At 59.6% G+C, this 26,003-nt stretch carries 20 protein-coding genes; 6 read left to right on the plus strand and 14 right to left on the minus strand.

The features are described from left to right. Positions 1-109 precede the first annotated feature (109 nt). The 3 genes from AB7535_RS25555 to AB7535_RS25565 form a co-directional block, all read right to left on the minus strand. Positions 110-736: a response regulator gene (locus AB7535_RS25555; protein ID WP_063981767.1), complete on the minus strand. Its 627-nt coding sequence runs from the start codon at positions 734-736 to the stop codon at positions 110-112. 87 nt (positions 737-823) lie between these two features. Next, complete coding sequence (locus AB7535_RS25560; protein ID WP_354115939.1) at positions 824-1,561, minus strand: sensor histidine kinase; 738 nt, start codon at positions 1,559-1,561, stop codon at positions 824-826. Between the two features lie 267 nt (positions 1,562-1,828). Beyond that, positions 1,829-2,041 carry a hypothetical protein gene (locus AB7535_RS25565; RefSeq protein ID WP_155795007.1) on the minus strand — a complete coding sequence of 71 codons (213 nt, stop codon included), beginning with the start codon at positions 2,039-2,041 and terminating at the stop codon, positions 1,829-1,831. On the opposite strand from AB7535_RS25565, the gene AB7535_RS25570 reads away from it, so the two are divergent. Continuing rightward, a complete protein-coding gene (locus tag AB7535_RS25570) occupies positions 2,007-2,354 on the plus strand; it encodes a hypothetical protein (RefSeq protein WP_439037092.1) in 348 nt (115 codons plus the stop codon). The genes AB7535_RS25565 and AB7535_RS25570 overlap by 35 nt on opposite strands. Before the next feature lie 933 nt (positions 2,355-3,287). Here the strand turns inward: AB7535_RS25570 and trpC are convergent. After that, the gene (gene trpC, locus AB7535_RS25575) at positions 3,288-4,136 is read right to left on the minus strand and encodes an indole-3-glycerol phosphate synthase TrpC (RefSeq protein ID WP_439037365.1); all 849 of its coding nucleotides are present in this window, start codon (positions 4,134-4,136) and stop codon (positions 3,288-3,290) included. Positions 4,137-4,642: 506 nt separating this feature from the next. Here trpC and AB7535_RS25580 point away from each other — a divergent pair. The 3 genes from AB7535_RS25580 to AB7535_RS25590 all read left to right on the plus strand — a co-directional run bounded on the left by AB7535_RS25580 (position 4,643) and on the right by AB7535_RS25590 (position 8,569). Beyond that, positions 4,643-5,098 (plus strand): (2Fe-2S)-binding protein, encoded by a 456-nt coding sequence (locus AB7535_RS25580; protein WP_166100991.1) that lies wholly within the window; start codon positions 4,643-4,645, stop codon positions 5,096-5,098. Between the two features lie 4 nt (positions 5,099-5,102). After that, positions 5,103-7,316 carry a molybdopterin cofactor-binding domain-containing protein gene (locus tag AB7535_RS25585; RefSeq protein WP_439037093.1) on the plus strand — a complete coding sequence of 738 codons (2,214 nt, stop codon included), beginning with the start codon at positions 5,103-5,105 and terminating at the stop codon, positions 7,314-7,316. A 236-nt stretch (positions 7,317-7,552) separates the two neighbouring features. After that, positions 7,553-8,569 (plus strand): helix-turn-helix transcriptional regulator, encoded by a 1,017-nt coding sequence (locus tag AB7535_RS25590; protein ID WP_283017331.1) that lies wholly within the window; start codon positions 7,553-7,555, stop codon positions 8,567-8,569. 50 nt (positions 8,570-8,619) lie between these two features. On the opposite strand, the gene AB7535_RS25595 is transcribed toward AB7535_RS25590, so the two are convergent. The 7 genes from AB7535_RS25595 to AB7535_RS25625 form a co-directional block, all read right to left on the minus strand. Beyond that, positions 8,620-9,777 (minus strand): adenylate/guanylate cyclase domain-containing protein, encoded by a 1,158-nt coding sequence (locus AB7535_RS25595; protein WP_439037094.1) that lies wholly within the window; start codon positions 9,775-9,777, stop codon positions 8,620-8,622. 337 nt (positions 9,778-10,114) lie between these two features. Next, positions 10,115-11,710 (minus strand): GMC family oxidoreductase, encoded by a 1,596-nt coding sequence (locus AB7535_RS25600; protein WP_439037095.1) that lies wholly within the window; start codon positions 11,708-11,710, stop codon positions 10,115-10,117. Positions 11,711-11,973: 263 nt separating this feature from the next. Then, on the minus strand, positions 11,974-12,999 hold the full coding sequence (locus AB7535_RS25605) for a hypothetical protein (protein WP_439037096.1): 1,026 nt from the start codon (positions 12,997-12,999) through the stop codon (positions 11,974-11,976). 170 nt (positions 13,000-13,169) lie between these two features. After that, positions 13,170-13,571 carry an SPW repeat domain-containing protein gene (locus AB7535_RS25610; RefSeq protein ID WP_231142886.1) on the minus strand — a complete coding sequence of 134 codons (402 nt, stop codon included), beginning with the start codon at positions 13,569-13,571 and terminating at the stop codon, positions 13,170-13,172. A 511-nt stretch (positions 13,572-14,082) separates the two neighbouring features. Next, positions 14,083-15,054: a LysR family transcriptional regulator gene (locus tag AB7535_RS25615; RefSeq protein WP_166101014.1), complete on the minus strand. Its 972-nt coding sequence runs from the start codon at positions 15,052-15,054 to the stop codon at positions 14,083-14,085. 13 nt (positions 15,055-15,067) lie between these two features. Further along, positions 15,068-15,442, minus strand: coding sequence for a winged helix-turn-helix domain-containing protein (locus AB7535_RS25620; protein ID WP_439037097.1), 375 nt, complete (start codon positions 15,440-15,442; stop codon positions 15,068-15,070). A gap of 264 nt (positions 15,443-15,706) precedes the next feature. Beyond that, the gene (locus AB7535_RS25625) at positions 15,707-16,342 is read right to left on the minus strand and encodes a response regulator transcription factor (protein WP_439037098.1); all 636 of its coding nucleotides are present in this window, start codon (positions 16,340-16,342) and stop codon (positions 15,707-15,709) included. A gap of 209 nt (positions 16,343-16,551) precedes the next feature. Between AB7535_RS25625 and AB7535_RS25630 the strand changes: the two genes are divergently transcribed. Continuing rightward, positions 16,552-16,944: a response regulator transcription factor gene (locus tag AB7535_RS25630; RefSeq protein ID WP_354096375.1), complete on the plus strand. Its 393-nt coding sequence runs from the start codon at positions 16,552-16,554 to the stop codon at positions 16,942-16,944. A gap of 94 nt (positions 16,945-17,038) precedes the next feature. Here AB7535_RS25630 and AB7535_RS25635 read toward each other — a convergent pair whose 3' ends face one another. The 3 genes from AB7535_RS25635 to AB7535_RS25645 form a co-directional block, all read right to left on the minus strand. Continuing rightward, positions 17,039-17,344, minus strand: a complete 306-nt coding sequence (locus AB7535_RS25635) for a DUF4242 domain-containing protein (RefSeq protein ID WP_439037099.1) — start codon at positions 17,342-17,344, stop codon at positions 17,039-17,041. 154 nt (positions 17,345-17,498) lie between these two features. Continuing rightward, on the minus strand, positions 17,499-17,894 hold the full coding sequence (locus AB7535_RS25640) for an ABC transporter substrate binding protein (protein WP_354096377.1): 396 nt from the start codon (positions 17,892-17,894) through the stop codon (positions 17,499-17,501). 290 nt (positions 17,895-18,184) lie between these two features. Next, the gene (locus tag AB7535_RS25645) at positions 18,185-24,496 is read right to left on the minus strand and encodes an AAA family ATPase (RefSeq protein ID WP_439037100.1); all 6,312 of its coding nucleotides are present in this window, start codon (positions 24,494-24,496) and stop codon (positions 18,185-18,187) included. A 1,073-nt stretch (positions 24,497-25,569) separates the two neighbouring features. On the opposite strand from AB7535_RS25645, the gene AB7535_RS25650 reads away from it, so the two are divergent. Next, positions 25,570-25,761, plus strand: coding sequence for a hypothetical protein (locus AB7535_RS25650; protein ID WP_231142899.1), 192 nt, complete (start codon positions 25,570-25,572; stop codon positions 25,759-25,761). The last annotated feature ends 242 nt before the right edge of the window (positions 25,762-26,003 follow it).

Here is a 26,003-nt window from a genome sequence, read left to right on the forward strand (position 1 = left end):
ATCCCTTTGCGGACGGGAAAGGACAGCGCTGCGCTTCCGCAGCGATCAGCTCTGCTTCACCGCCGCGATCGGTTGCGAAGCGCGGCGGGCCGGCAGCCGCTGATTTCGTTCACTCTTCAATCAATTTAGCTCTGATTGCGTAGCGGACCAGTCCAGCTATCGAATTGACCCCCAGTTTTCCCATGGCCGACGCCCGATGCGTTTCCGTGGTCTTCACGCTTGAGCTCAGCATCGCGCTGATACCCTTGTTGCTGTACCCCTCGGCCACGAGCTTGACAACGAGCCGCTCCCGCGGAGACAGCTTCACATGCCCCTCGCCGGCTTCGTCTTCTCGACCCGACTGACCACAAAATCGTCCGCCAACGAATGGCTTTCGTGCCATTAGCGCTTCAACGGCAGCCAACAGCAGCTTGTTTGCGTCCGACTTGACCAGGAACGCGCGCGCACCCGCCTGAAGCGCCTCTTGAGCCAGCACTCCGGATTCGTGCGCGGTAAAGATCAGCACCTCAGTTTCGCGGAGATGTTTTTTTATTCCTCGAGTTATTTCCAGTCCCGTCATGCGCGGCATGAAGAAGTCGACGATCGCAACATCGGGCCGCTCTTTGAGAGCGGCCTCAAATGCCGATCTTCCGTCGGACGCCTCGGCGACAATCATCCAACCCGGCCGCTGCTCGAGGACCGCCCGTAGCCCGGATCGAACAGCATCATGATCATCAGCAATGAGAATTCGTTTCATGAGAGGGCTGCCTCGATGATCTTGTCGCAAGAGAACCTGGACGAGCTATGGGCGCTGCGTTTCAGCAGCATCTCCAACCGGGCCATCTCACTCGCGCGCAAGAGCGCATGGAAAGGTCGCGCGCAGGATGGTACCGCGCCGCAGCGTTGTGGGTGCCGATAATATCTCAAGCTGCCCTCCCATCTCTTGCAATCGAGCTCGCATGATACGGATTCCCGCTCCGGGTGCCCACGGACGAAAGCGGCATGCGCCATCTGCAGCGACCATGCCTTGTCCGTCGTCTCGGACCTCGAGCTTGAACTTCCTGTCCCTCGTCCCGATAGTTATGACGACCTGTGTCGCCTTGGCGTGGCGGTAAACGTTCGTCAGGGCCTCCTGAACAATTCTCAGCAACGCTCGCTGCGCCCCGTATGGCAGGCCGTCGACCGCGGACGATATCGAGACCTCAATATTCAGCGGCGTTCGGGCTGCGAGCCCTTCTGCGAATTGCTCGATTGTCGTCCTGAGCCCTCCTTCAAACAGGTCCTGAGGGTGAAGCAGATATGTGAGAGACCGCAATTCCTTCATAGCGCGATCGATCGAGATGTCGAGCTGATCGCAATGTCTCGTCGCCTTCAGAGGATCGCCTAGCGCACTCCTTACTTGCATCAGAATGAGGCTCGCCGCCACCAGATGCTGGCACGTTGAATCGTGAAGCTCCGAAGCAATTTGACGATGAACTTCTTCCTGCAGAGCGAGCCGTTCGGAATTCGCCTTGCGCGCATGCCTCGATCCTCCGGAGGCATTTCGAACATGTCGGCTGACCGGTGTCTCCTGAAGGGACATGATACACTCGCCTTCCTGCAGTGCTAACTTTCGCACCGCTAGTTTCCTGGCATATGCAGACAACTCTCCGATAAATTTAGCCTACCGCCGCGACACACTGACCACGCAATCAGTATAAGCCACTACGTAGAAATCCTCTAGGCAGCCAATCCCCGTCGTGTGCCGAGCATCCCAAATTTGGCGCGATGCTCCCTGATTCAGATCAAGGAGCTGCAGGTAAGGAGCAGCATGCGGGTCGGCGAAAACGCGATTATGAAGACGCGTCCGTCAATCTGCGCGCTGTGTCATCGCCCGCTTGACGGCGGCGGCAGCAATCGAGCGGCCCGGCGAGGGTGTTGCGCCGCAGAACAGTCCGCCGCTGTTTAGGTAAGACGTCTTTCCATATTCCGCCCGGGCCACCTCTTTGAAATTCCGTAATTCGGAAATCAACAGAGGCATCGTCGGCTTGTCTTTCGGCGTCGCATCGATCTCCGGATCCATCGCGGCGTTCTATTCGGAGCTGTTCGACACGCGGATCCGCTACACTGGTCTCGTCTTCGCAAAAGAAGTCAGCGGCGCTGTCGTCGGCGGCTTTACGCCACTGATTTCGACGCTGCTGGTGCAGTGGAGTGGCGACGCGAGCTGGCCAGTCTCGGTCTACATGATGGTCACGGCGCTGGCAGCGTTTTTGTGCGCCTATCTCGCCAGGGACATCCTCGACGTCGGCCAGCGAATCGTCACAACTTCGACGAAACGCGACGCTCTTGTGGGCGTGCGACAAGTCATGGACGATACTGGCGACCATGCGAGATGACGAGCGCGACGGTGATGCGAACCAGCAAGAACATCTCGCGAACATCGCCAAGTCGACACACGGTGCGATGTCCGACCACCAAAAGCGTCGCACGATACGCGCTTTGCTCTGTCGCCTGAAATGGAAAAACCCTGCGCGAATAGCGCTTTCGATATGGTGGGCGCACCAGGGCTCGAACCTGGGACCCGCTGATTAAGAGTCTCATTCTCTAAAAGAGATTTCAGGCACTTAGCTGTAAAAGGCAACCAGAACAGCGCTAGCAAAATCAATACGTTATGGCCGAAATGTAAATTCGCTTGATCGTTCCGCCAGCACCCGCGCCCCTTGCGTCCCGAACGTAAGTAGCAACCGAAAAGTTCAACAAAAACAGTGAACTTCGCTCCTGGTTGACCACCTTTATCGCTGTTTGTTCAGGGCGGTTCGGTGGTCAATCGGTGGTCAGCTAACCGGGCAAGTCTCGGCGCTGTGGCTTCGCGGCACTATGAAGGCATGGAGTCATTAGCCGCCTTCGCGCCTCCACCTGCCCCTCATATTCGTCGCACTACTAACGACAACGGCCCCTGCGTAACCCACCTTAACGCAGGTGCGTCAACGACTAGCGTCGGGGTTCGAGTCAGGAGACCGCTACCGCCTTTCCACACACGACGCAAATCTGCGATATTCCCTCCGATCGTCCGCCTGAACCCGGCAGCTCGTCGAACGGTAGGCTCAAGTCGGGGACCCGCAGCAGACCCCCTAGATTTTCGTCGTTTGTAATCTCATTGAGCTTGTAAAGACTTAGCTCTTTTGGCCCGCTCTACCCCCATTTGCCGACCTCGGCTTCGGCTGGCGTGAGGTCGCCTGAGCCGACACGGCTTCGTGCAGCGATCGCAGGCCCCTTTGGATTACCGTTTTGAAGGTCCGCATCTTCCCGCAATTTGGTCATGCAGTCGCTTATTGAGAGGATGGCGCGACTCGACTGGAACGTATTCCCGCCGCCGTCGCCGGCGTGTCCCGCACCAGCAGCGCGCGGGTTGCCGCCGTCACATCGGGCTGACGCATCAGGCTCTCGCCGACCAGAAAGGTCGACATTCCCACACGCTCAAGCCTGGCCAGATCGTCCGGCGTGAAGATACCGCTTTCCCCGACCATCAGCCGCTCCTCCGGGATAAGCGGCGCTAGCGCCTCGCTGGTCGCGAGCGTGGTCTCGAAGGTACGGAGATTGCGATTGTTGACGCCGACCATCGGCGAGCGGAGTTTCAGCGCCCGCTCGAGTTCGGCTCGGTCGTGGATCTCGACCAGCACATCCATCTGAAGCGCGATGGCGGCGTCCTCAATATCTTTGGCGGCGGCGTCATCGAGCGCGGCCATGATGATCAGGATGCAGTCCGCGCCGTGAGCGCGGGCTTCGACGACCTGATAGGTGTCGAACATGAAATCCTTGCGCAGCACCGGCAGATTGGTCGCCGCGCGTGCCGCAACCATGAAGTCGAGATGCCCCTGGAACGACGGAGTATCGGTCAGCACCGAGAGGCAGGCCGCGCCCCCGGCCTCGTAAGCCTTTGCCAGGGCCGGCGGATCGAAATCGGCGCGGATGAGGCCCTTCGATGGCGAAGCCTTCTTGATCTCAGCAATCAGCGCATAGTCACCGCCGCCATGCTTTTCCTTGATCGCACGGACGAAGCCGCGCGGTGGCGCCGCCGCCTTGGCGCGTGCATCGATGCTCGCGAAAGAATGAGCACGCTTGGAGGCGGCAATCTCCTCGCGCTTATAGGCTTCGATTTTCTTCAAGATGTCTGACATCATCGACCTGTTCGTGGACTTACTTGTCATTCGACCATCTGCGTTGTTTCGACGGATCGGTACAAATCAATCATTATCGACGCTTACTCACTTCCTCTTTATTAGCCCTTCGCGTTGGTACGCATGCGCGAGCTCGTTCAAAACGCTCGAGCCGCCGATCAATGCGCCAAATGCGCGCGTCAGTTTCGCTCTTGGAAGCAATTGTCGAACCTGAATGAGCCCGCGCCCGCTCGCCGCGCAGTGCGATGCCTTTGGCGGACAGCACCATCGCAGCAGTATTCCCCGCTGCTATGGAAACCATACATGCCGGCTATTGGAAGATTTCGTCCCGCGCTGCGATCAATGGGCGTCGCTATCGGAGATTCATCGAGTAACGCCCCGCGCAACCTCAATCCGTCGCATCTGCCGGAATAGGCCGCATCGGGCGACTTGATCCTGTCGAGGACTAACAATGCGTGGGTGCCCGTCCACTCACTCCTCACTCCCAACGCGCTCAGGAGGCACGCATGGCATTCACGTTGAAAATCAACGGTACACCCCATGAGGTCGATGTCGACGGTGACGTTCCATTGCTGTGGGTGCTGCGCGATGTACTCGGCCTGACCGGAACCAAGTTCGGCTGCGGCCAGGCGCTGTGCGGCGCCTGCACTGTGCATGTCGACGGCCAGGCGGTCCGCTCCTGTCAGACAACGATCGACAGCATTGGGGACAGCGCGGTCACCACGATCGAGGCGATCGGCCAGACGCCGCAGGGCGCAGCCTTGCAGAAGGCGTGGTTGGAGCTCGAGGTGGTGCAGTGCGGTTACTGCCAATCCGGCCAGATCATGTCGGCGGCGGCGCTCCTGAAAGACATGCCGAAGCCGACGGATGGCGACATCAACGCCGCCATGTCGGGGAATGTCTGCCGATGCGGCACCTATCAGCGCATCCGCGCCGCGATCAGGCTGGCTGCTGGAGTTTGAGATCATGAATGGACCAATTTTGAGGGAGCAGGTCGCCGAAGAAACAGGCGTGTCACGGCGCGCCTTCCTTCAGGGCACAGGTTTGCTGCTCGGCTTTCCGCTGACCGGCGCCAGCACGAGCTCCGTCTTCGCGGCGTCCACTTCGCAGGTGCAGGTGGTCGAAAACGAGGTCACGGGTACTTTCGCGCCGAATGGATTTATACGGATCAATCCAACGGGCGCCGTGACGCTGGTCATGCCGATGGTCGAGATGGGACAGGGGGTCTACACGTCGCTCTCGATGCTTCTCGCTGAAGAACTGGAGGTGACGCTTGACCAAATTCAGGTTCAGCATGCGCCGCCAAATCACGCGCTTTACGTCAACTCGATCATAGGCATTCAAAATACAGGTGGTTCCGCCTCTGTCCGAGCGTTCTGGACACCGCTGCGTCAGGCAGGCGCAGTAGGTCGCAGTCTGCTGATCGGGGCAGCCGCAAAGCGCTGGAATGTCGATCCGGCGACTTGCCGCGCCAAGGACGGCATCGTCTTCGATGCGTCAGGCGCAAAGCATCTAAGCTACGGCGAACTTGCGACGGCCGCGGCGAAATTGCCCGTGCCGCCGGCGGCAAACGTCAAATTGAAGGATCCGAAGGATTTCACCTTGATCGGTACGCGTGCCAGGCGCGTGGATTCATCGATAAAGGTCGATGGGCGCGCGCTCTACGGCATCGATACGCGACTGCCGGGTATGAAGGTTGCAGCGGTTGCTATTTCGCCCGTGCTCGGTGGCAAAGCGAAAAAGGTGGACGAGAAAGCCGCGCTGGCGGTGAAGGGCGTCCGGCAGGTGGTCAACATCGATGAAGCCGTTGCCGTGGTGGCGGATCACATGGGTGCGGCGAAGAAGGGGCTCGAGGCCGCCGCCATCACGTGGGACGATGGGCCCAACGGCAAGGTCAGCAACGTCGATATCGTCAAGCAGTTGGAGGAGGAGTCCAAGAAACCAGGGGCGGTTGCCCGTAACGATGGTGATGCAGAGGAGGCCCTTGCTGTCGCGGCGCAACGAGTTGACGCGATCTATCAGGTGCCTTTCCTAGCCCATGCGGCGATGGAGCCGATGAACTGCACAGTCCACCTGCGGAAGGATCGCTGCGATATCTGGGTCGGGACGCAGGCGCCTACGATCACGCAGTCTCTGGTGGCCGCACTCACCGGCCTGCCAAAGGACGCAATCAAAATTTACAATCATCTGATTGGCGGTGGCTTCGGCCGAAGGCTGGAGGCCGATGGCACGGTGCTGGCCGTCAAGATCGCCAAGCACGTCGATGGCCCGGTGAAGGTGATCTGGAGCCGCGAGGAAGATATCCAGCACGATATGTATCGGCCGTACTATCTCGATAGGCTGTCGGCCGGACTTGACGCGGCCGGCAAGCCGGTTGCATGGACGCATCGGATCGCCGGCTCCTCAGTCATGGCTCGCTATTATCCCCCTTACGTCAAGGACGGATTGGACCCCGATGCCGTCGAAGCGGCGGCCGAGCCGCCCTATGCTCTGCCCAATATCCACGTCGACTTTGTCCGGGTCGAGCCCCCTGGTGTCCGGACGTCTTGGTGGCGCGGCGTCGGACCGACTCACAATGTTTTTGTGGTCGAAAGCTTCATAGATGAGCTCGCTCACGCCGCGAAGCAGGATCCCGTCACCTACCGCAAGGGATTGCTTGGCCACAATCCGCGAGCACTCGCTGTTTTATCGCTTGCGGCGGAAAAGGCGGGGTGGGCATCACCCCTTCCCGTGCGGCATGGCCGCGGAATTTCAGTACAATTCGCATACGGAAGTTACACGTCGCAGGTCGCCGAGGTCGAAGTAGCGGCCGATGGCTCCGTCAAAGTCAAGCGGATCGTCTGTGCGATTGACTGCGGAATGTACGTTAATCCAGATACAATCGAAGCACAGGTTCAGGGTGGAACGCTTTTCGGTCTCACCGCCGCGCTCCATGGGTCAATCACCTTCAAGGATGGTCGGGTCGAGCAGAGCAATTTTGACAGCTATCTGCCGATGCGTATCGACGAGGTACCGATGGTGGAGACACACTTGATTAAGAACGCGGAGGCTCCGGGTGGCGTTGGTGAAGCTCCGACGGCCATTGTCAGTGCTGCAGTGACCAATGCGATCTTCGCCGCAACAGGCAAGCGTGTGCGCAGCCTGCCGATCGATACGAATTCGTTGAAGTCGTCGTCTTAATCCTTCCCGTCATCCCGCACGCGTTGTAGCGCGCACGGGATGACGGTCGGGAACTAAAGTCCCGGAACATAATGGCTATTGGAACATTCGCGTTCTCCGCAAGTCCAAATTTCGCCTAATGGCGAGAGGCGAGGTTCAGTGGTACGAACGGCATGGCGACGCCCCCGCCGATCCTCGGAGAACAGATTTCGGAGCACTATCGGTGCTGGTAGCCGTTAGCAGGAGCCACCACAGTCATGCATAATTCGAAATCGATTCCAAAACAGGCTCTCGTCGGGCAGAACGTTTCGCCGCCCGCGGGCGCCACTGTCAAATTGTCTACAACAGACCTCAACAATTTAATGCAGGCGCTCGACATAGATGTCATCGCCATGACCGAGATTTTGGTGCCGCGAGGCCATCGAGTCGAATTTGGGACGATTGACGTACCCGGGATCCACTACAACTTGAGTGGCATGGGACGTCTATCAATTGATGGCGGGCCGACGATACCGTTGAGCCCTCATTTACTCATCATCGTGCCGCCAAACACTCCGCTCATGATCGAGGTTGACGGTGGAAGTAGCGCTCCGAAGCTCATTTCGAGAGACTGCTGGACTCGTCAAGAAGGCATCCTCCGCGTCGCAGTGCCGAAAGAGCAACCAGAAATCGTCCAGATATGCGGCTTTTTTAACGCATCCTTTGGTCAGTCTGTGAGGCTGTTCGGAGAACTCCGCGAACCGGTCATCGAGCAATTCGAGCCGGCGGACAGGATTGATCTCAAGCTTCGCGAAGCAATGAACGAGTTGCTACAGCAAGAGGTCGGCGTTGGAGCCATGACAGCTTCTCTGCTCAGGCAGATCGTTGTCTCGTTGGTACGACGGTCGCTCAAGTCATCCCGACGGTGGACTGAACGGTTCTCGATACTTGCCGACAGGCAGGTCACTCGTGCGTTTGCAGATATGGTGGCGCGGCCAGGAGCCGCCCATTCAGTTCAAAGCTTGGCACACAGTGCAGGATTGAGTCGTTCGGCGTTCATGGCGCGCTTCTCGGACATTTTTGGACAATCCCCGATGGCTGTCTTACGACACTTAAGAATGCGCCAGGCCGCGATCGATTTGACGACAACGACGATGTCGATCGACGCAGTGGCTCTTAATGCGGGGTACGAGAGCCGTTCGAGTTTTGTGCGGGCTTTTCGAAAGGCGTACAATCGAGATCCGAGCGACCATCGGCGGATCGCCAAGGAGGGCGAAGTACGGAAGGATATTTGAGAACGAGGTGCGATCCGCTCGTAGGCGTTATGCGCTCTACGATGGACACCCTAAGCATCGCGCTTCCTGTACGATAAGCAAGGTCCACCGGTCCCCCCACGACATCTAAAGGCTCTGCAGCCGGACAGGTCGGCCTGGTTTTGCCGATTCCCACCGTGATTCAATGAGTTTCGCTGGCGAGGCGACCGCCAAGCGCAGTTGGCCTGCTCGCACGACAGCCTGCGAACACTGAAAAGACGGACCGGATCTCTTCGGCCACGCAACATGTGTGCGCCTTCGTCGCGAAACGCAGTCGCGAGTTCCGCGCTCCCTTCCGCAGACAATGCATCCATGAATTCGCCGGTGACGAGCACCGAAGCCTCCAATACCCGGCAATGGGCTTCAACCCGACTAGCGACATTCACGGTGTCACCGATCAGGGTGAGTTCCAATTTCTTTTCATTGCCAACGTCTCCATAGATGACTTCGCCGTAATGGATACCGACAGCGATACGGAGCGACTGGTCTCTTGCCTCAATGCGTCGGTTCCAAGAATCGACGGATTTGATGAGCTCGATCGCACACTCCGCAGCGTTGGTGGCGTCGCGCAGGCTGGTCAACGGCGGGCCGAAAACGGCCATCAACCCATCACCCAGGAACTTGTCGATCGAACCCTGATGGGAGAACACCACGTCACTGAACATACGCAAGTGGTGTCGCAGCGTCTGGACGACTACATCCGGAGGCCTGTCGGATGAGAAGTCAGTGAACCCGACGATGTCGACAAACAGGACTGCTGCACGCTGACAACGCGTAAACGAAAGAGGGGTCCGCGCCTTGATGAGCTGTTCAGCGATGCTTGGCGGGAAGAAGCGCGCCAGGTTCATACGTTCGCGCTCTGCTTTCTTGACGCGCTGGTTAGCGGAAAGTCTATGGAGCACGAGCATTGTCGTGACCAAGAGCGCGATTAGGCTAACACTGGATCGCAACGCTGCGATCCCATTGGGGACGAAGCCGTGCGTAAGAATATAGCTGAGGATGGTAAGCAGTGCGCAGACTATGCCGACGATGACAGCGCCTCCGCGATCGAGATCCTGGGCAGCTACCAACACGACGACAACATACAGCGAGGCCACCGCGAACTGCAGTGATGACAAGGTATCGACCAGAAAGATGCCGATCGCGAGTACGACTGCAAGAGCCAGGTACCTGAACCTTTCTATGTGCATTGGACGCTCATGGCCCGGTGTTGGTGCCGGTAGTCTGTCGATGCATCGCCTCTTCGGTCGGTCCCGGGGCCAAATCGGGCAAGACGTAACCCGACGGTCTCTCACGGCGCTTACTCGCGTATACCCATTGTGATCCCTCCTTCAGGGCTAGTGCAGTCCTGTTCGCCGGCGATGCCCCTGAGACAAGAACTTCTTGGAAACCTTTCAACGAGCGGCAGTAGGTCACGATCAAACACCCCGCCCGCCTACCTTTTTGACAAGAGTATATACAGCTCCCGCGCGGCTTCCCGGCCGGCGTGGGCGGGAGGCCGGCCTCGCCTGCCCGCGCCAAAACTCCTTAGGTGCGTTTCAGATCCTCGACCAGCATCGTCGCAGCGTGGCGCGCAAGCGCCTGGGTCGGAGCGTTGGTATTGCCGCTGGTTATGTTCGGCATGATCGAGGCATCGATTACCCGGAGGCCGTCGACGCCGCGGACCCTGAGCCTCGCGTCAACCACCGCTCGTGCATCCTGGCCCATCCGGCAGGTCCCGACCGGGTGCCACATTGTCGTCACGACGCGCTTCACCCATTCGCGGATCTCCGCATCCGACTGGATGTGCAGGCCGGGATCCATCTCTTCCTCGATCACCGGCGCCAACGACTCCTGGGCGATGACCTTGCGGATCGCGCGCACTGATTCCACCGCGGCCCTCAGGTCTTCCTCTTCGCCAACGAAATTCGGGTTGATGAGGGGCATTGACGTCGGGTCACTGTCGGCCAACCGCACCCAGCCGCGGCTCTTAGGCTGAAGCACCACGAGTTCGAAAGTGATGCCCGAGTGGTCGCCCGCCGGGCCGAGTTGCTCGTTCAAGACGATCGGAGCGTGATAGCATTGGATCGTAGGCTCGGCGGCAAAATCAGATGGATTCCAGTGTGTCACCGTCTCGATGCCATTACCCGACGCCGGGCCGTCCTTCGTGACGAGATAGCGCAGGCCCGCCTTCACGCTGCCGAGGCCCTGCGCGGCAGCCTGATAGCCGAGATCACCCTTTACATAGACACGGACCGGTACCATCGGGTGATCCTGGAGATTTTCGCCCACCTCCGGAGAGTTGACGATCACCGCGATACCGTGCTGGCGCAGCTGCTCGGCTGGACCGATACCAGAGTGCATGAGGATCGTCGGGCTATGGACCGTGCCAGCCGACAGCACAACTTGGTTGGCCGTGATCCTCTCCAGGCTCTTGTCCATGAATTCAACGCCGACAGCGCGCTTGTTCTCGACGAGGATGCGAACGACGGTCTTGCCGGTGAGAAGGGTCACGCGGCCCGAGGTAAGGTGCGGACGCAGATAAGCATCGACCGCGCTGCAGCGGCGCTGATCTCCGACCGTCGACTGCACCGGCGAGACGCCAATTTGGCTCTTGCCGTTATAGTCGGAATTGTAGGGAACCCCATATTCCTGGAATGCCTTGAGGCAATATTGGTTCAGCTTATTGATGCCCTTGGGTAACTGGACCGCCAGTCCACCATCTATGCCGTGATATTCGTCGTGGAAGGTGTCGTTGTCTTCCTGCGCCATGAAGACGGGAAGCAGGTCTTGATATGACCATTTTCCGGTGTCGCCGACCGCGTCCTGCCACGCCGCGAAGTCGCGTATCTGACCACGGACGTAGCACATCGCATTGATCGAGGATCCGCCGCCGAGTACTTTGCCTGAGCGATATGCGCGCTTTGTGCCGTGCTGGGGAACCGTCTCGTATTTCCAGACATGCCGGTCGTGGGCCAGCAGTTTGGCGAAGCCGGCCGGAATGTGGATGAACGGATCGCGATCCATGTCGCCCGCTTCGATCAGCGCGATCGACGCATCGGTGTGTTCGGCGAGATAACTCGCGACCACGCAGCCGGCCGCGCCCGCGCCAACAATGACGATATCGTAGGCTTCCTGGGACATCAGTGTCGCTTCTTCTTTCGTAGCATTTGTATCGTTCAACTAGCGCCCGTCACTGACGCAACGCTATCGCGGCTCCTGATCATGAGATTGATCGGACCATGCTTTTGGAGAGTGACCTTGCAACGCCGGCGAGGGAAATCACCTCTCGCCATAGAGTCGATAGACGATCGTTATTGTCGCTCCCCGAGGTCACCCTAGCGACCTTGGCCTCACCGGCTCTGGTGACGTAGTAAAGCTGCGCCGCAGTGTCTCGCGAGACGCGCCTAGCTGATCCGAACCCCGCACATACCAGCGATGATAGCGGCCGAGATAGCGGCGCTTATTGCCACGCCCGCGCCCCAAAGACGAGTTGCGGCGCGTCGATTGACGCCATGCGCGAGCAGCACCACTCGCAATCCCGACGTAAGATGGCTTAGGGCAAAGAAGACGCCGAGCGCGTAATGAGGCAACAGCCGGATATTCCATGCGTCATGAATGAGCCCGGTCGGGGCTCCGATCGCGAAGTTCCAATCGGTCGGTATACCGAGAAAGCTACGAGCGTAGATGAAAACCGAGTTCATGTGCCCGAGGATGTACAGCGAGAGGTAGGCCCCCGAGCCAACCTGAAATGTCCGATGGAAGCCCTGCGGGGCGGCACTCCAACGCCATGCCAGAAACAGGCCGGTGCCGACCTGGAAAAGCATGGCCGCGACCAACAGCGGTTCGCCCACGTCAGAGCGGTAGACAACGCGGCCGACTTTCATGACGGCCGCATGCGCATCGGGGCCGATCAACCCAAACAAGTGATTGGCTAGATGGAAGGCCACATATAGAAACAAGACCGCCGCCGTCGTTCCGTGGACAATGCGCCAGCGCCCCACGATCGGCCGCGTCGCAGCGACCGGATTACCGGCGGTCTGTGACCAGATCGCGATTGCGAGCCAAAGTACGGCCCACACGAGTTCGTCGGGGACGGGGTCATGAATCAGGGCCTGAGCGACGCCAAGAAAAACGAAAAGCGTTGGGGTCGCTACGCCGGCATAGGCGAGCCGCCGCGCCCCTGGATCGGCATCGGAACGGCAAGCGAGCGCGAGCGCGAGAAACGGCACGCCAAACGCCACGGCCAGGATCAAAGTCGCGGCGACAATTGCGAGAGGCGAAGGCATTGCGGCCTGCGTGCCGACGACGACATGAAAGGCGCGGAGTAGAAAAGGGTAGCAAATGGCCGCCGCCGCGGGAGCCAGCGCCGAATAATCGAAGCCTGACCCGACCACTGCACCTCGGTCCCGCGGCTGAGCAAACGCGTTCATCTTAGACCTCTTGAATATCAGCCGCCCGATCCGGCGAGGGCTTGCGCCGTATTAGCCCTCCACCATTGGCGCTATCAAGAATGATCCCGGCCCCAGCCCCAAGCGCGCGGGTTCGTGACGGACGGCTGCAGACGAACATCGGCGACATCTCGACGACGCCATCGCAGCTTTCAGCCAGCTGCGCGTCTACCCAATTCCGGACGCATCGCGACTGGCTCCTCAGGCGCATTCAAGACTGACGTCGTGAGCAGGACAGCCGCAGCGAGCACCCAGTAGTACCAGGCGTCGAGCCCAGCGAATTTGAAGGCAAACGGTGCGATGACAAAGACCACCCCGACAGCGCGATCGACCCAAAGGTGCAGCCAGTAGGGAATGATGCGGACGAGCCCGGTGGGATGGTTAGTCAGGGCCGCCAAGAGCAGCGCGGCCACACCGACGACAACCGAAAGCTCGATTGCGACAGGTCCGCTTTGGCCGAGCTTCAGCACGAACGGCGCTGCGATCAAGACGATCGCGACAGGATAGTCGATCAGGTAGGCGTGGATGGATTTGGTGATGAAGCGAAACGACATCGGAGACTCCTCTACTTGGTTACTCGAGCTGGTCCTTGCGACGTGGAAAGCGCATCCACCCAAGAGGGCGATTACGCGATACTGTGCCGGCAAGCACTCCGTCACGGGCCAGCCCATTAGATGAGCAGTAAGGGTACGCCAGCACGCCAACCATTAGAAATGCCCGGTCGTTATCGTTTCCATGCCACTCGCCCGGCGCCATGGAAGCGGTTTAGTGTCGCGCGTCGACCGCGAGTTCGAGGGCGGTGCTTCAGTTTCCGGCTGTGGAGGTCAGGGACGGCTGGGAAGATCGCTCGGGCCGTACCATCGTCATCCACTTCGTTCCTGGTCACTCCACACAGGTTCGCGACAGTCGCCCTGCGTTGTGCCGACAGGTAGCTTTCGACCCTCGGTGTCGCTGCTGTCGAGCGACCTCCTCGATCACGAGCCCCGTTTCATTGAACGCCCGACATATTCCAGGTATTCTCTATAGCGGTCCCGAGGTCGCGCGAGAGCGACAGCATTGTTCACTTTATGCGCTGACTTTTGAAATAGCCGCTGTGAACTCATGCGCCGCATGCATCTCCTCGGATGCTGGACACGCTCCACGATTTACCACCGTCCGAGCGACGACCGACCAGTCGCGAAGCCGCGCGACTTTGACGAAGGCATCTAGCGCCGGCGAGTAGCGACGCCCTTGCACGGCCAGTAGCCGCACCTCCCGCAAAACCGGGTCACCTTCGAGCGGTATGGTCTTGAGCGTCGGAAGGCGCGGCATGTGCTCGGGCGCGAGTATCACGCCGAAGCCAGCGGCGGCCATGTGCTGCAGGTGCAAGTCGTGACCGCTGCAGTGGCCGAGCTGGGGCGGATTCCCGGGGAAATACGATTGCCAGATCTTCGGGGCGACGTCGCAGTCGGCGCGCTCCAGCAAGACGGTCTCACGCAGGTCGTCGATACCGATCGAGGGACGATTTGCGAGCCGGTGTGTCGGCGCGAGGACCGCGACGTAGCGCTCCTCGAACAGCGACCAGTCGTCGATGCGGGCGGGCACATCCTGCACGTCCCCGACCATTGCGACGTTGATCTCGCCCTCAAGCAAGAGATCGACGAGCTTCTCCGCCGCGCCCTCTCGCAGCTCGACGTGAAGTCCCGGGACGAGCTTTGCGATCTCCGCGATCGGATCGAGGACGAGCGACGCCGAGATGGACGGGGCGAGGCCGATCTTCAGTGGCGCGACCTCCTTGCGTTGGAACTCCTGGGCTCTGCGACGCACCGTCTCTGCCGAGGCCAGTGTGCGCTCCAGCATCGGAAGGACTTCTTTTCCAAGATCGGTGAGTTGGGTCAGCTGCCGCTCGCGGTAGATCAACTGGCCGCCGAGTTCCTGCTCGAGCTTCTGCACTCCCTTGGTCAGGGCGGGCTGCGTGACATTGCACTGCTCGGCTGCCCGCGTGAAGTTGAGCGTGGACGCGACGGCGAGGAAGTAGCGAACTTGATGAAGCTCCATGGATTGTTCTCCGTCAAGATGCCGCGAGTTCGGGGATGTTGACGATGAGCCAACGCCCGTCGCGGCCGTCACCCTGCGCGGACATATGGACCTTGAGCTTGGCAGACTCGACAAAGACATTGGGCCAAACTCGAGCCATTGAGTCCTGCTCGCTGAACATTTCGCCGCGGGGCTCAAGCAAAGCAGTCAGGATCTCCAGGGCACGACTTCCGAGTGGCACGGGCTTCTCGCCTTCCAGCAAAAGAAGTTGCGTCGGAAGCAGGCGAAACGGTCCGAATGACACTTTGGTTGGCGGAGAAAAGACTGCTTTGTCCGTATCCGAACGTTGAGCGGCGTGAATTACGTCACCCGGTTCGGGACGCGCAAAGCGTCCGATAAATGCGCGCATTGTGACCTCGCGTGCCTGGGAAGAGCGGCTTTCCGTCGAGAACTCTCGTGAGGTGCAATGTGACGGCTTGGATCACCGCAGTCGATTGCGCACAGGGTCGGGTAAGGTTCGCTTGTGGTTGTCTATGCTAAGCGATCGCTTAGGACCGAGCACGCGGACCTGCGATCTGAATCGGCTTGCCGGATGAACACTTAAGGGAGCAGATCCGCGGTGCCGCAAATGCGACAAACGGCGGTTGCCCTCGCGCGGAAGGCCCTTTCCGGTTCAGGAGGTCTGCGGCTGCTGAAGCTTCACATTGAGGATGTCCGCCATCCGGCTGAGCTCAGGAAGCGAACGCGCCTTCATCTTCCGCATCAGGTGGGTCCGATGCACCTTCACCGTGGACTCGGCGATGCCGATATCGTTGGCAATCTGTTTGTTCAGGCGACCCGCCACGACATGGAGCATGATCTCACGCTCGCGGGAGCTGAGCGTGTCGAAACGCTCCCTGAGCGCAGCTACTGCACTATCACTCTCCCGACGGGCGCGGTCGCGAGCGAGGCCGGCCTCTATAGCGTCAAGAAGATCCTGATCACGGAACGGTTTTGTGAGAAATTCTATCGCGCCGCCCTTCATAGCCTGAACGGTCATCGGCACGTCAGCATGGGCTGTGATGAAGATGATTGGCACTTGCCTGTTTGCAGCCGCAAGGTCGCGCTGAAGCTCAAGACCGCTTCGCCCCGGCATCCTCACGTCGAGGACCAGACAAGTGGGCCCCTCCGGGGGATCGGCCTTGAGATAATCGGGAACAGATGAAAATTGTCGGGCTTGCAAGCCGACCGTCCGCAACAGCCGCACGACCGAATCGCGAAACTCGGCATCGTCATCGATAACCAAGACACTGGGATTAGCCTCACCCATTCTCGGCATCCTGAACGCATTTTCCTCTATTCCCACGTCATTCTACGCACAATCGGTCGAGGTGAACAGGCATCTTTTGCCTAAGCGGATAGCCGGACGCCTAAGCCATCGCTTACGGACGTGGTCATTGCATTATCGGGGACGTTTCCGGACACTAGAAATTGCATGCAGGCGCGAGGTATGCCCCCAGAAGGTGCCTGGAACCGGCAATGTTGAACCGAACACTGATATCCATCGTCGACGATGATCAGCTCTATCGTGAGTCAGTGCGAAAGCTCGTAGTGTTAATGGGCTACACTGTCGAGGCGTTTCCGTCAGCAGCCGATTTCCTGGCGTCACGCTTTTTGCCGGAAACCACCTGCTTGATAGCCGACGTTCACATGCCGGGAATGACCGGAATCGAGCTGCACAGGCATTTGGCCGATGCGGGGTACGCGATCCCGACGATCCTCGTTACCGCCTATCCCGATGAGGTCGTCAGGGATCGGGCTCTAAAGGATGGGATTGTTTGCTACCTCGGCAAGCCGGTGGACGACGACCATCTTGAACGATGCCTGCGTTCGGCCCTGCAGTCGGGTACACCGATTGAAGACAATTCATGAACCGTTGTCCACGGGCAAGGTGAACTGAAATGCGGCGCCGCGAGGTTCGTTCGCTTCCTCCGACAACTTGCCCCTATGAGCGTAGATGGCCCACTCATGAATTATCCGTTTCCTCGAGCACCGTATCGCCCTCGGCTGTCGTCGGGTCGATCATCGCGCGCACGCGCGCGATGCTGTTAGCCGGAAAGCCGCCCAGTTGTGAATGCGCGCGCACCGCGGCTTCGTCTGTCGCGATATAGACGCAATAAATTTTGTCGTCGGTAACGAAACTCTGAACCCACTGGATCTCCGGCCCCATGTTCTGCAGGACACCACAGGCCTTCTGTGAGATCGCTTGCAGCTCCTGCTTTGGCCACTTTCCGGCACCGGCGAACTCACGCTCGATCACGAACTTAGGCATCATCGTCTCCTCTTGCTCGTGAGGGCGCACGTTTGCGCCACTCGCGCCCCAAACGCACTATAGTCCCATTGACACTGGCGCGCATCTCAATTGGCGCGAAGATCCGGAAGCTTTGCTTGGTTCGCGTACCCGCAAAGGAACAAGCGGCCCTACGTTACAGGCAATTTTGATACGAAAGGCGGGCCTGTGCGCGGCAAGCCGGCGTCTGGAGGTTGAGCCCCGTGAAGCTGCCTCCCGGGTGAGCGAGGCGCGTGGCGAATCCTTGTTGCACCGGATCCTCCATCGTCGCAATGACAATGGGAATTGTCTTGGTTGCGCTCGTGGCGGCCAAGCCCGCTGGGGTGTTCCCGGCCACGATGACTTCCACGTTCAAACCCACGACTCCGGCCGCGTATCGGGGGAACTGTTCCGTTGAGCCACGGCCCCATCGCCACTCAATGGCAATGTTGTGACCTTCGACGCGGCCGAGATCGGCAAGCCCTCGTATGAATGCAGGTGTGTATTGCGATCCGGTATGCGAGGCCGTCGTGATAATGACAATTCTCGGCACCTTGTGTGGCTGCCGCGCCTATTTCCTAAGATCGCGTCACTTGTCTGATACCGCCTGTCTGGTCGCCGACGTTCACATGCCCGGAATGACCGGTGTCGAACTGCACAGGCATTTGGTCGATGCAGGGTACGCGATCCCGACGATCCTCGTTACCGCCTACCGGGATGAGTCATCCGGGATCAGGCTCTAAAGGACGGGTCGTTTGCTACCTCAGCAAGCCGGTGGACGACGACTGTCTCGAACGATGCCTGCGTTCGGCTCTGCAGCCGGGCACGCCGAATGAAGACAATTCATGGGTCGTTGTCCGCCGGCAAGGTGAACTGAAATACCGCGCCGCGAGGTTCGTTCGCTTCAGCCCACAAGTTGCCCCCATGAGCGTAGATGATAGACCGGCATATCGACAACCCCATCCCTGTCCCACTCGACTTTGTGGTGTAAAAGGCGTCGAACACTCGATCGAGATGCTGCGCATCAATGCCGGGCCCTGAATCGCGTACAGCTACGAGGGCGCCTGCCTGATCCTGCTCGGTTCTGATCAACAGCTCCCTTGCTCCCTCTTCAACCGAGCTCATTGCTTCAGCCGCGTTGATAATCAGATTCAGTAAGACTTGTTGCAGCTGAATGCGATCCCCCAGAACCGGAAGCAATCCATCCGCAAGCCAGGTCTGGACCGAAACGCCATTCTTGTGGATCACGCTTTGCGCCAATACGAGCACTTCGCTCAGCGCCGCATTGAGATCAAAGCGTTCCTTTCGCGGTGGCGCTTTCTTGATGTGATCACGCATCCGTCCGACGATGTCCCTGGCCCGGTCCGCGTCCCTGACAACACAACTGAGCGCTTCCCTGACCTCACCCAGGTTAGGCGGATTCATTTCCAAAAAGCGCATCCCCGCACGAGCATTGTTGCGTGCAGTCGCGATCGGATGCAGAATTTCGTGAGACAGCGAGGCTGCCAATTCTCCCATCATGCTCACGCGGTTCATGTGGGCGAAATCCGATTGCATCTGTTGCAAGCGCGCCAACGCTTGTGTGCGATCTTCGGTGTCAGTCAGCAGAGAATACCAGCGAACAATGCGATCGGAGGCATCCCGGACCGGAGTGCCGCGGATCTCAAACCAACGAAATTCGCCGTCGAAGCGCCTCACGCGTGCTTCGGTCCCATAGGGAACGCCGGCGGCGATCGATTTTGCAAGGACTTCAGCGAGATGGGGAAGATCATCGGGATGTATCGTTCCGTTTGTACCCCAGTTCCTCAGCTCTTCCAGTGACTGGCCGCAATATTCAAAGATTTGACGATTTACAGCTTCGAGGTCGCCATTCGGGGCCAAGACCGCAACAAGGCCCGGTATCCCGTCAATCGCCGAGCGCAAACTTCGCTCGCTCTCTCGCAAGGCTTGCTCGGTACGCTTGCGTTCCGTCACATCGACGGTCGAATTCATAGCCTCCAACAGCGCGCTCTCGGAAGAAAACAGGTGATGGCTGGTTCCTTCAAGGTATTTGACTGTTCCATCAGGAAGTAAGATTCGGAACTCGGTTGTGAAATCCGCTTTCTGACGCACTGCTTCTTGAACCGTTTCCCTCACTCGGTCTCGGTCGTCTGGGTGGATGCGTTGCCGCATATCCTCACGGCTTGGAAGGCCCTGCAGCGGATCAAACCCCCAGATTCTGTAGCTCTCGTCGGACCAATAAATAAATTGCTTCGTTGTCGCGCTATAGACCCAATTTCCGCTACGGCTTAGCCTCTGTGCTTGGCTTAACCAGGCTTCGCTGCGGCGCAGCCGGTCCTCGGCTCGCTTGCGCTCGGTCAGATCGAGGACGAACGCAAGGCGGTCGCCTCCTTCCTCGAATAGCGCCGCGCCCACAAGCACTGGAACGCGGCTGCCATCTTTCCGAAAATACTCCTTCTCGAAGGACTGAACCACGCCGGTTGAGTTCAGTTCTGCCTGAGTCAGTACGTCGCGCTCGCGCCATTCGGGCGGGGACAGCTCGGTCCAACGCACGCGGCCCGAAACCAAGTCCTCACGGTCATATCCTAAGATCCGTAGAAACGCGTCATTGGCTTCAATAATCCGACCTTCGCGGTCCGAGATGAATATCCCGATGATGTTGGCGTCGACCAAACGCCGAATCTTCCCTTCGCGATCTGCGACGTCGCGATAAAGCCGCGAATTTTCGAGCGAGATCGCCGCCTGCGACGCAAGCACCCTCAATACAGCGACGCGATCAGGCGTAAAGACTCCGGGTGTCAGATTGTTCTCCAGGTAGAGAATGCCTGTAAGCTTTCCCTGGTTGATTAACGGCAAACAGAGAATAGAACGGAGATGACTCTCAGCGATGTAAGGATCGGCAGAAAATGGATTGTGAGATGACGCATCGTCGAGAATCACGATTTCCTGAGTCCGTATTCCATAACGAACGAGCGACTCCGGCAGCGCGGCTGCAGTCGGGCGACCTTCCCGCAGATGCACAGTTACGTTCTCTCGGCTAGCGGTCGCTTCCGCCTGTATCTGCAGCTCATCACCTCGCGGCGCAATCAGGAGACCTCGCACAGCACCAGCGTGCTCGAGAGCCGCGCGCATGAGTTTGTCGATGAGCTTATCCAGAACCATCTCGCCCGATAGCGCTTGCGATATCTTGAGCATCGTCTCGAGGTCGAGATATTCGACTGGTGCTTCGATCGCGCCCGTCGAACCCGGATAAAGCCGCAAGCTGGCATGGCGCAGGCGGGGCATCCGCGCGCGCTGCTCCTGTCTCAGCCAAGGATTGAGCCGATCGAGTTGTCTTACCTTTCCGTGTGCGCCCCAGCGCAAGTAGCAGTCCCGGGCGTTTCGTAGATATAAGTGCGCGATTTGCTCGAAGCCGCACGCGGTATAAAAGCGTGCGGCCAGCTCTTTGGCGAGCGCCTCGTTGTGGATAAAGCCGTTTGCCTGTGCCGAAAGGATGGCCTGTTCGTAAAGGTTCATGGCATCGAACGCGCGGCCATCAATCCGGGCAATCTCCGCGCCAACCAACGCAGCGCGGTTCTCGAAGTGCTCCGGGCAAGCCGTCGCCCAGACCTCGAGCTGTCGGTGGTGCGCGGCCATTGCGCTGACATGCTCCGGCCATTGGCCGGCCGCAGCGGACTCGCAGGACGCTGCTCTGGAGAGCGCACTGTAGAAGTGGTATTCTGCGCATTCGAAAAAAGACGCCGATGTCGGCTGCAGCTGTTGCGCCCTCAATGAGGCCTCGAGGGCACTTATATAGTCGCCGGCAAAGAAACGTGCCTGCAGCTTGCGGGTCCAATAGGAGCCCGCGGCCAACGCCAGATCCTGGTTCCTGCAGAAACGGAACTCCAGTAGGAGTTCGTCAAACTGTCCATCGTCAAAGCAACCGAAAATCGGCGTCAAGCCGCGGAGTGTCCGAATCAGCCCAAGCTGGCCGGCGATGGAGTCAATCGCAAAACCGAACCGCATGTTCCGCGCGTACGCGAGACCATGCTCGACCTCGACTTGCACGTTATCGAGCGGATCGCCCGCCGCGAGAAGATACGTGTTCAGGTGGGTGTAGTAGTACGCCGCAAAAGTGAGATCACCGATCTGGTTTGCCGTCTCAAACGCACGCCGCAGCAGATCACGACCTTCCCGGACATGTCTCGTCCAGAACATGAGTAAATATCCAGAGTTCAAATAGGTCCTGGCCTGGAAGCGCTTTAGCCCGCGCTGTTCGACCAGTTCATAGCCGAGACGGCCGAATCGAAGTCCCGCCTCGTAGTCGCCGAATTCCGGTCCGGCAAGCCTGCCAAGCACTGCATAGGCGTAGCACGAGCCGTCACAATTGCCGCCCTCGAGGCTGAGATTGACTGCTCGACAGATGACCATCGAGCGTACGTTCGCATCAGTATAGTGGGCAGGCGGCCCGAGCTTCGTCAGGACATCGAGGGTCGCGAGCGATGCGGCATTGCTCATCAAAGGCAGATCAATGAGGCTCTCTATCGTGCGGGAGCCGAGTTGGGACCAGATCCGCTCATACTCGCGCCGAACCTCTTCTTCCGTCGGGTGCGGCGACCAGTCGATGCCCAGGTGGCGGAGATAGTCGAGACCGACAGCGATCGCGCGGCTGCCCTGATCCAGCGTCGTGTAAAGATCCACCTGCAGGCACGTGACGCGGGCTCGTTCGACCGTCGTTGCAGCACGGGCCGACAGCACCGCCAGGCGCCGCTCGGCTTCCGCCAATGCACCAGTGAGGAACTCACATTCGGCCCGATGCAGCTCCAGCTCAAAGATCAGGTCGCGCTTGCGCTCCCAAGAGTCCGCCGGCAGCAGTGCAGCGGCGGAGAGCAGATAGTTCAGCGCCGAGACGTACGCAGTTGAGGCTTTGGCGCGCTCGCCTGCGAGCAGATTGAGCGCGGCGAGCTGTTCGCGCTCCTGCATGGAGGTCATTAGGCTCGCCCCACGATTGAGCTGATTGACGATATCGAAGATCGCCTTCTCCAGCTTTTCGGGAGGCGTATGCGCCGCGAGCAGTCTTCCTATTCGAAGGTGCGCCTCGCCGCGCAGTTCCTCCGGGATCAGCCCATAGGCGGCCTCCTGAACGCGATCGTGGACGAACCGGTAGGCGCCTGCCACACGCTCGACCAGCTCCTGATGGCGGGCCGGCCACAGAGTCGTATCGAGCTGCTCCTCCGAAATCCCGAGGGCCATCGAAAGTGCTGTGCTCTCGGCAATGTTTCCAAGACAAGCCAGCTGCTGCAATGCATTTTGCGTCTCGGCCGGCAGACGGGTGAGCTTGCCGACCATAAGATCAGCGACGTTGTCGGTGTAGTCCTTGGCGTGAATGCGGTCGATGTCCCAGGACCAGCGCGCGCCATCATGATCGAATGTGACTAATCCTTCCTCGACGAGCGAAGACAGGAACTGAATGGCGAAAAGCGGATTGCCGCCTGTCTTCACCTGCACCAGCTTCGCAATCGGTGCAGCGCGCTCCAATTCGCAGCGAAGAGCGTCCGCAACCAACTGCCCAAGGTCTTCTTGGGCGAGCGGCGACAGTTTGATCTCCGCGACCTTTCCGCCGGCGGCCTTGATGGCGTCGAGCTTTCTCATTAGCGGATGGGCCGCAGCGACTTCGTTGTCGCGATAGGCACCGATCAGCATGAGGTGCCGCAAATCTGAACGCCTCAGCAGATCCTCAAGCAGATCGAGGGTCGCCGCGTCGAGCCACTGCAGGTCGTCGAGGAAGAGCGTCAGTGGATGGTTCGGTCGGGCAAATGCGCCAATGAAGCGCCGAAATACGAGTTGAAAACGGCTTTGTGCCTGCTGTGGCGGCAACTCAGGAACCGGTGGGTGGTCTCCGATGATTAGCTTGAGTTCGGGTATGAGGTCGATCATGAGGCGCCCGTTCGGTCCCAGCGCCTCCAGAAGCGAGTGGCGCCAGCTGGCCAACTCGGTGTCGTTCTTGCTGAGGAGAGGCCGGACGAGACTTTGAAGAGCCTGCACCAGTGTCGCGTAAGGGATATCGCGCTTGTACTGGTCGAACTTGCCGGATGCGAAAAGGCCGCGTGGTTGCACCAGCGCCTTGTGCAGTTCGTCGACGACTGAGGACTTGCCTATACCGGAATATCCTGAGACCAGCACCAACTCTGGCACACCGGTCTTGATGATGCGATCGAAGCAGGAAAGCAACGTCGCGATCTCACGATCTCGTCCGTACAGCTTTTCGGGGATCCGCAGCTGGTTCGGCGTGTCCTGAAGGCCGAGCGGGAAGTCATCGATGCGGCGGCGGACTTCCCATTCCGCCAGGCAGCGTCTCAGATCGCGCTCGACACCGCCGGCGGTCTGGTAACGATCCTCGGGTGTCTTGGCGAGCAGTTTCATGATGATCGTCGAGACGGGCGCTGGGACAGTCTCTAACCGCTCCCCTGGCGGCACCGGCTTTCTGGCGATATGGCAGTGCACCCACTCCATGGGATCGGCCGCCGTGAAGGGCAGAACGCCCGTGAGCATCTGATACAGCGTGACGCCGAGGGCGTAGAGATCGCTGCGGGAGTCGATCGAGCGGTTCATCCGGCCGGTTTGTTCGGGCGCCATGTAGGCAAGCGTGCCGGCGATGGTCTCGGGCGGCTCGGAAGCCTGCCGCTCGCGGGATAGGCGCGATGCGATGCCGAACCCGGTGAGCCGCACGTGTCCATCCGCGCAGTCCACCACAATGTTGGCTGGCTTGATGTCTTTGTGGACGAGGCCGCGTTGGTGGACCTTGCCGAGAGCCGCCGCGATGCCGATCGCAAGCGTCAAAAAGCGTTCCATCTCTAGCGGTGAGCCGAGCAGCCTAACGAGCGGCTCGCTGCCCAGATCATCGAGCACCAGCACGGTCCGACCGGCGTCGCGCACGAGGGCCAGCGGACGCGCTGCCCATGCCCCGTCGAGCTCATCTTTGAGCTCGTATTCGTGCGTGAGGCGATCGAGGCTTGTCCGGGACGGGTGGTCGGCGGCAGGGGCAACAAGCAGCACGGCGAGCCGGTCGCCATTGTCGTCCAGTCGCCAGCCACGGCTGAACACGCGCTCGCCGTCCTCCCACAACACCTGAGAGCTACCTTCCGAGTAGGCGACGTTCAGCGACTGCTGCACCATCTGTCAGACTCCGGTGGGCGTCGACTTGAAGTCGAATGATCAAGCTCTTCGCGCGCCACACGCGCAGCCTCTCTCCAGCCTGGAGAACTCGTACTCCATCGCCCGAGAAATGCCAGCCGTCCCTTGGTCTTACCGGATACGGCGGACGCGGATCCTTGTTCATTGTAGCAGCAATTTGGAGCGATTGTCCGACGTTCCTCGCTACGGCGGGCGCCGCTCGACGCGTAGCTGGAGACGAAGATGCGCTCGAGAAACAACACGAATGTGAGCCGAGAGTTCCGCTCGAGCGAATCCTCGTGGAACGAGCACCGCACTCTCGCCGCAGGCCCCCAGGTGCGCCTCAGCCGTTCCGAGAAAGGTCAGTTATCGACTCCATGGTGAGAGGTGGTCTTCCTTTCAACCGGCTTGAACTCGATCTGCAACCCATCGTCGTCGCCCGCCCTCGTATACGGGCAGAAATCGGCATTCCTTTGAACGATCGCAGGCCAGGGGGCCGACATGCAGATCAAGGGGGCAATCGACAACCCCTCCACAGCCTCGACCGAGAGCCCACCGGCGGATGTTAGCGTCCACGTGGACAGCGCCCCTCGGAGTGCAGCGCGCGTTCAGCGCGACGGTGCGAGCCTGATTGCGAAGCCAATCCGACATGGCTTGTGATCGAGGCTTCCGCCGGACGAAAGCAGTCGCGGGATCGTAGCGGGCGAACTCTAGGACTCGTCCGAGCGCCCTGAGCGTTCGTATCATCGTCCGGCCCCTTTGGATACCCGAGCTCAACCTGCGCTCAATTGAGCCCTCTGTGGCAACCCCGTTAGTCTTAGTGCATCCGAAACGCCCACAGGCCGATAGGAGAAAACGATGCCTTACCGCTTGGAAAGTCACGGGTCTGACAAGGCCGTCCGATGCGCAGTCTGTGAAGGCAAGTTTGGTCTCATCCGGCATTATTCGTGGCGAACGCCGCTTTGCTCCAGGAAGTGCGTCGATCGATTCAAGGCGCGCCGCCAGAATGATCACAGTTGGATGGGCTGGTTCCGTCTCGCTTTCGACCAGTCGCCCGAGAACCGCACGAAGGCGTCATGACGCTTCAGATTTCACGACGAGGCAAGGAATGTTTGAAGACAGCGCAGACTTTGCCTCGCACTGCCAAAGCCATGATGGACCAACTGATTGCGGCTCAGCTTAAGTCTCTTGCCGACGACTACAAGCGGCGAGCCGAGAAGGCTTCGCTCGACGCTGCAAGGGATTGCTCGATCCGGCGCTCGCGCTGAATACGGGTGGCATATATGAGCTGATGAGCAGCTTTCCTCAGCAGCTATCGGGCCGACCGGAGATCGAGCTTCTGACCGAAGATCGACCCCAGCGCGCGCCGCAAGTGTCCGACTTAAGGCAACGGTTGCGATCCGAGACGGCAAGGACGCTGAGAACGGAGCGCCTTGCAAAGAGTCCCCAACCAACTCTCGATGAGCTTCTTCGGATCAACGAGTGGAGCGTCGGTGCGGTCCGGCTGCAT

It is taken from the genome of Bradyrhizobium sp. 956_D2_N1_4 (genome assembly GCF_052076025.1).
In the GTDB taxonomy this organism is placed as follows: Bacteria; Pseudomonadota; Alphaproteobacteria; order Rhizobiales; family Xanthobacteraceae; genus Bradyrhizobium; species Bradyrhizobium barranii.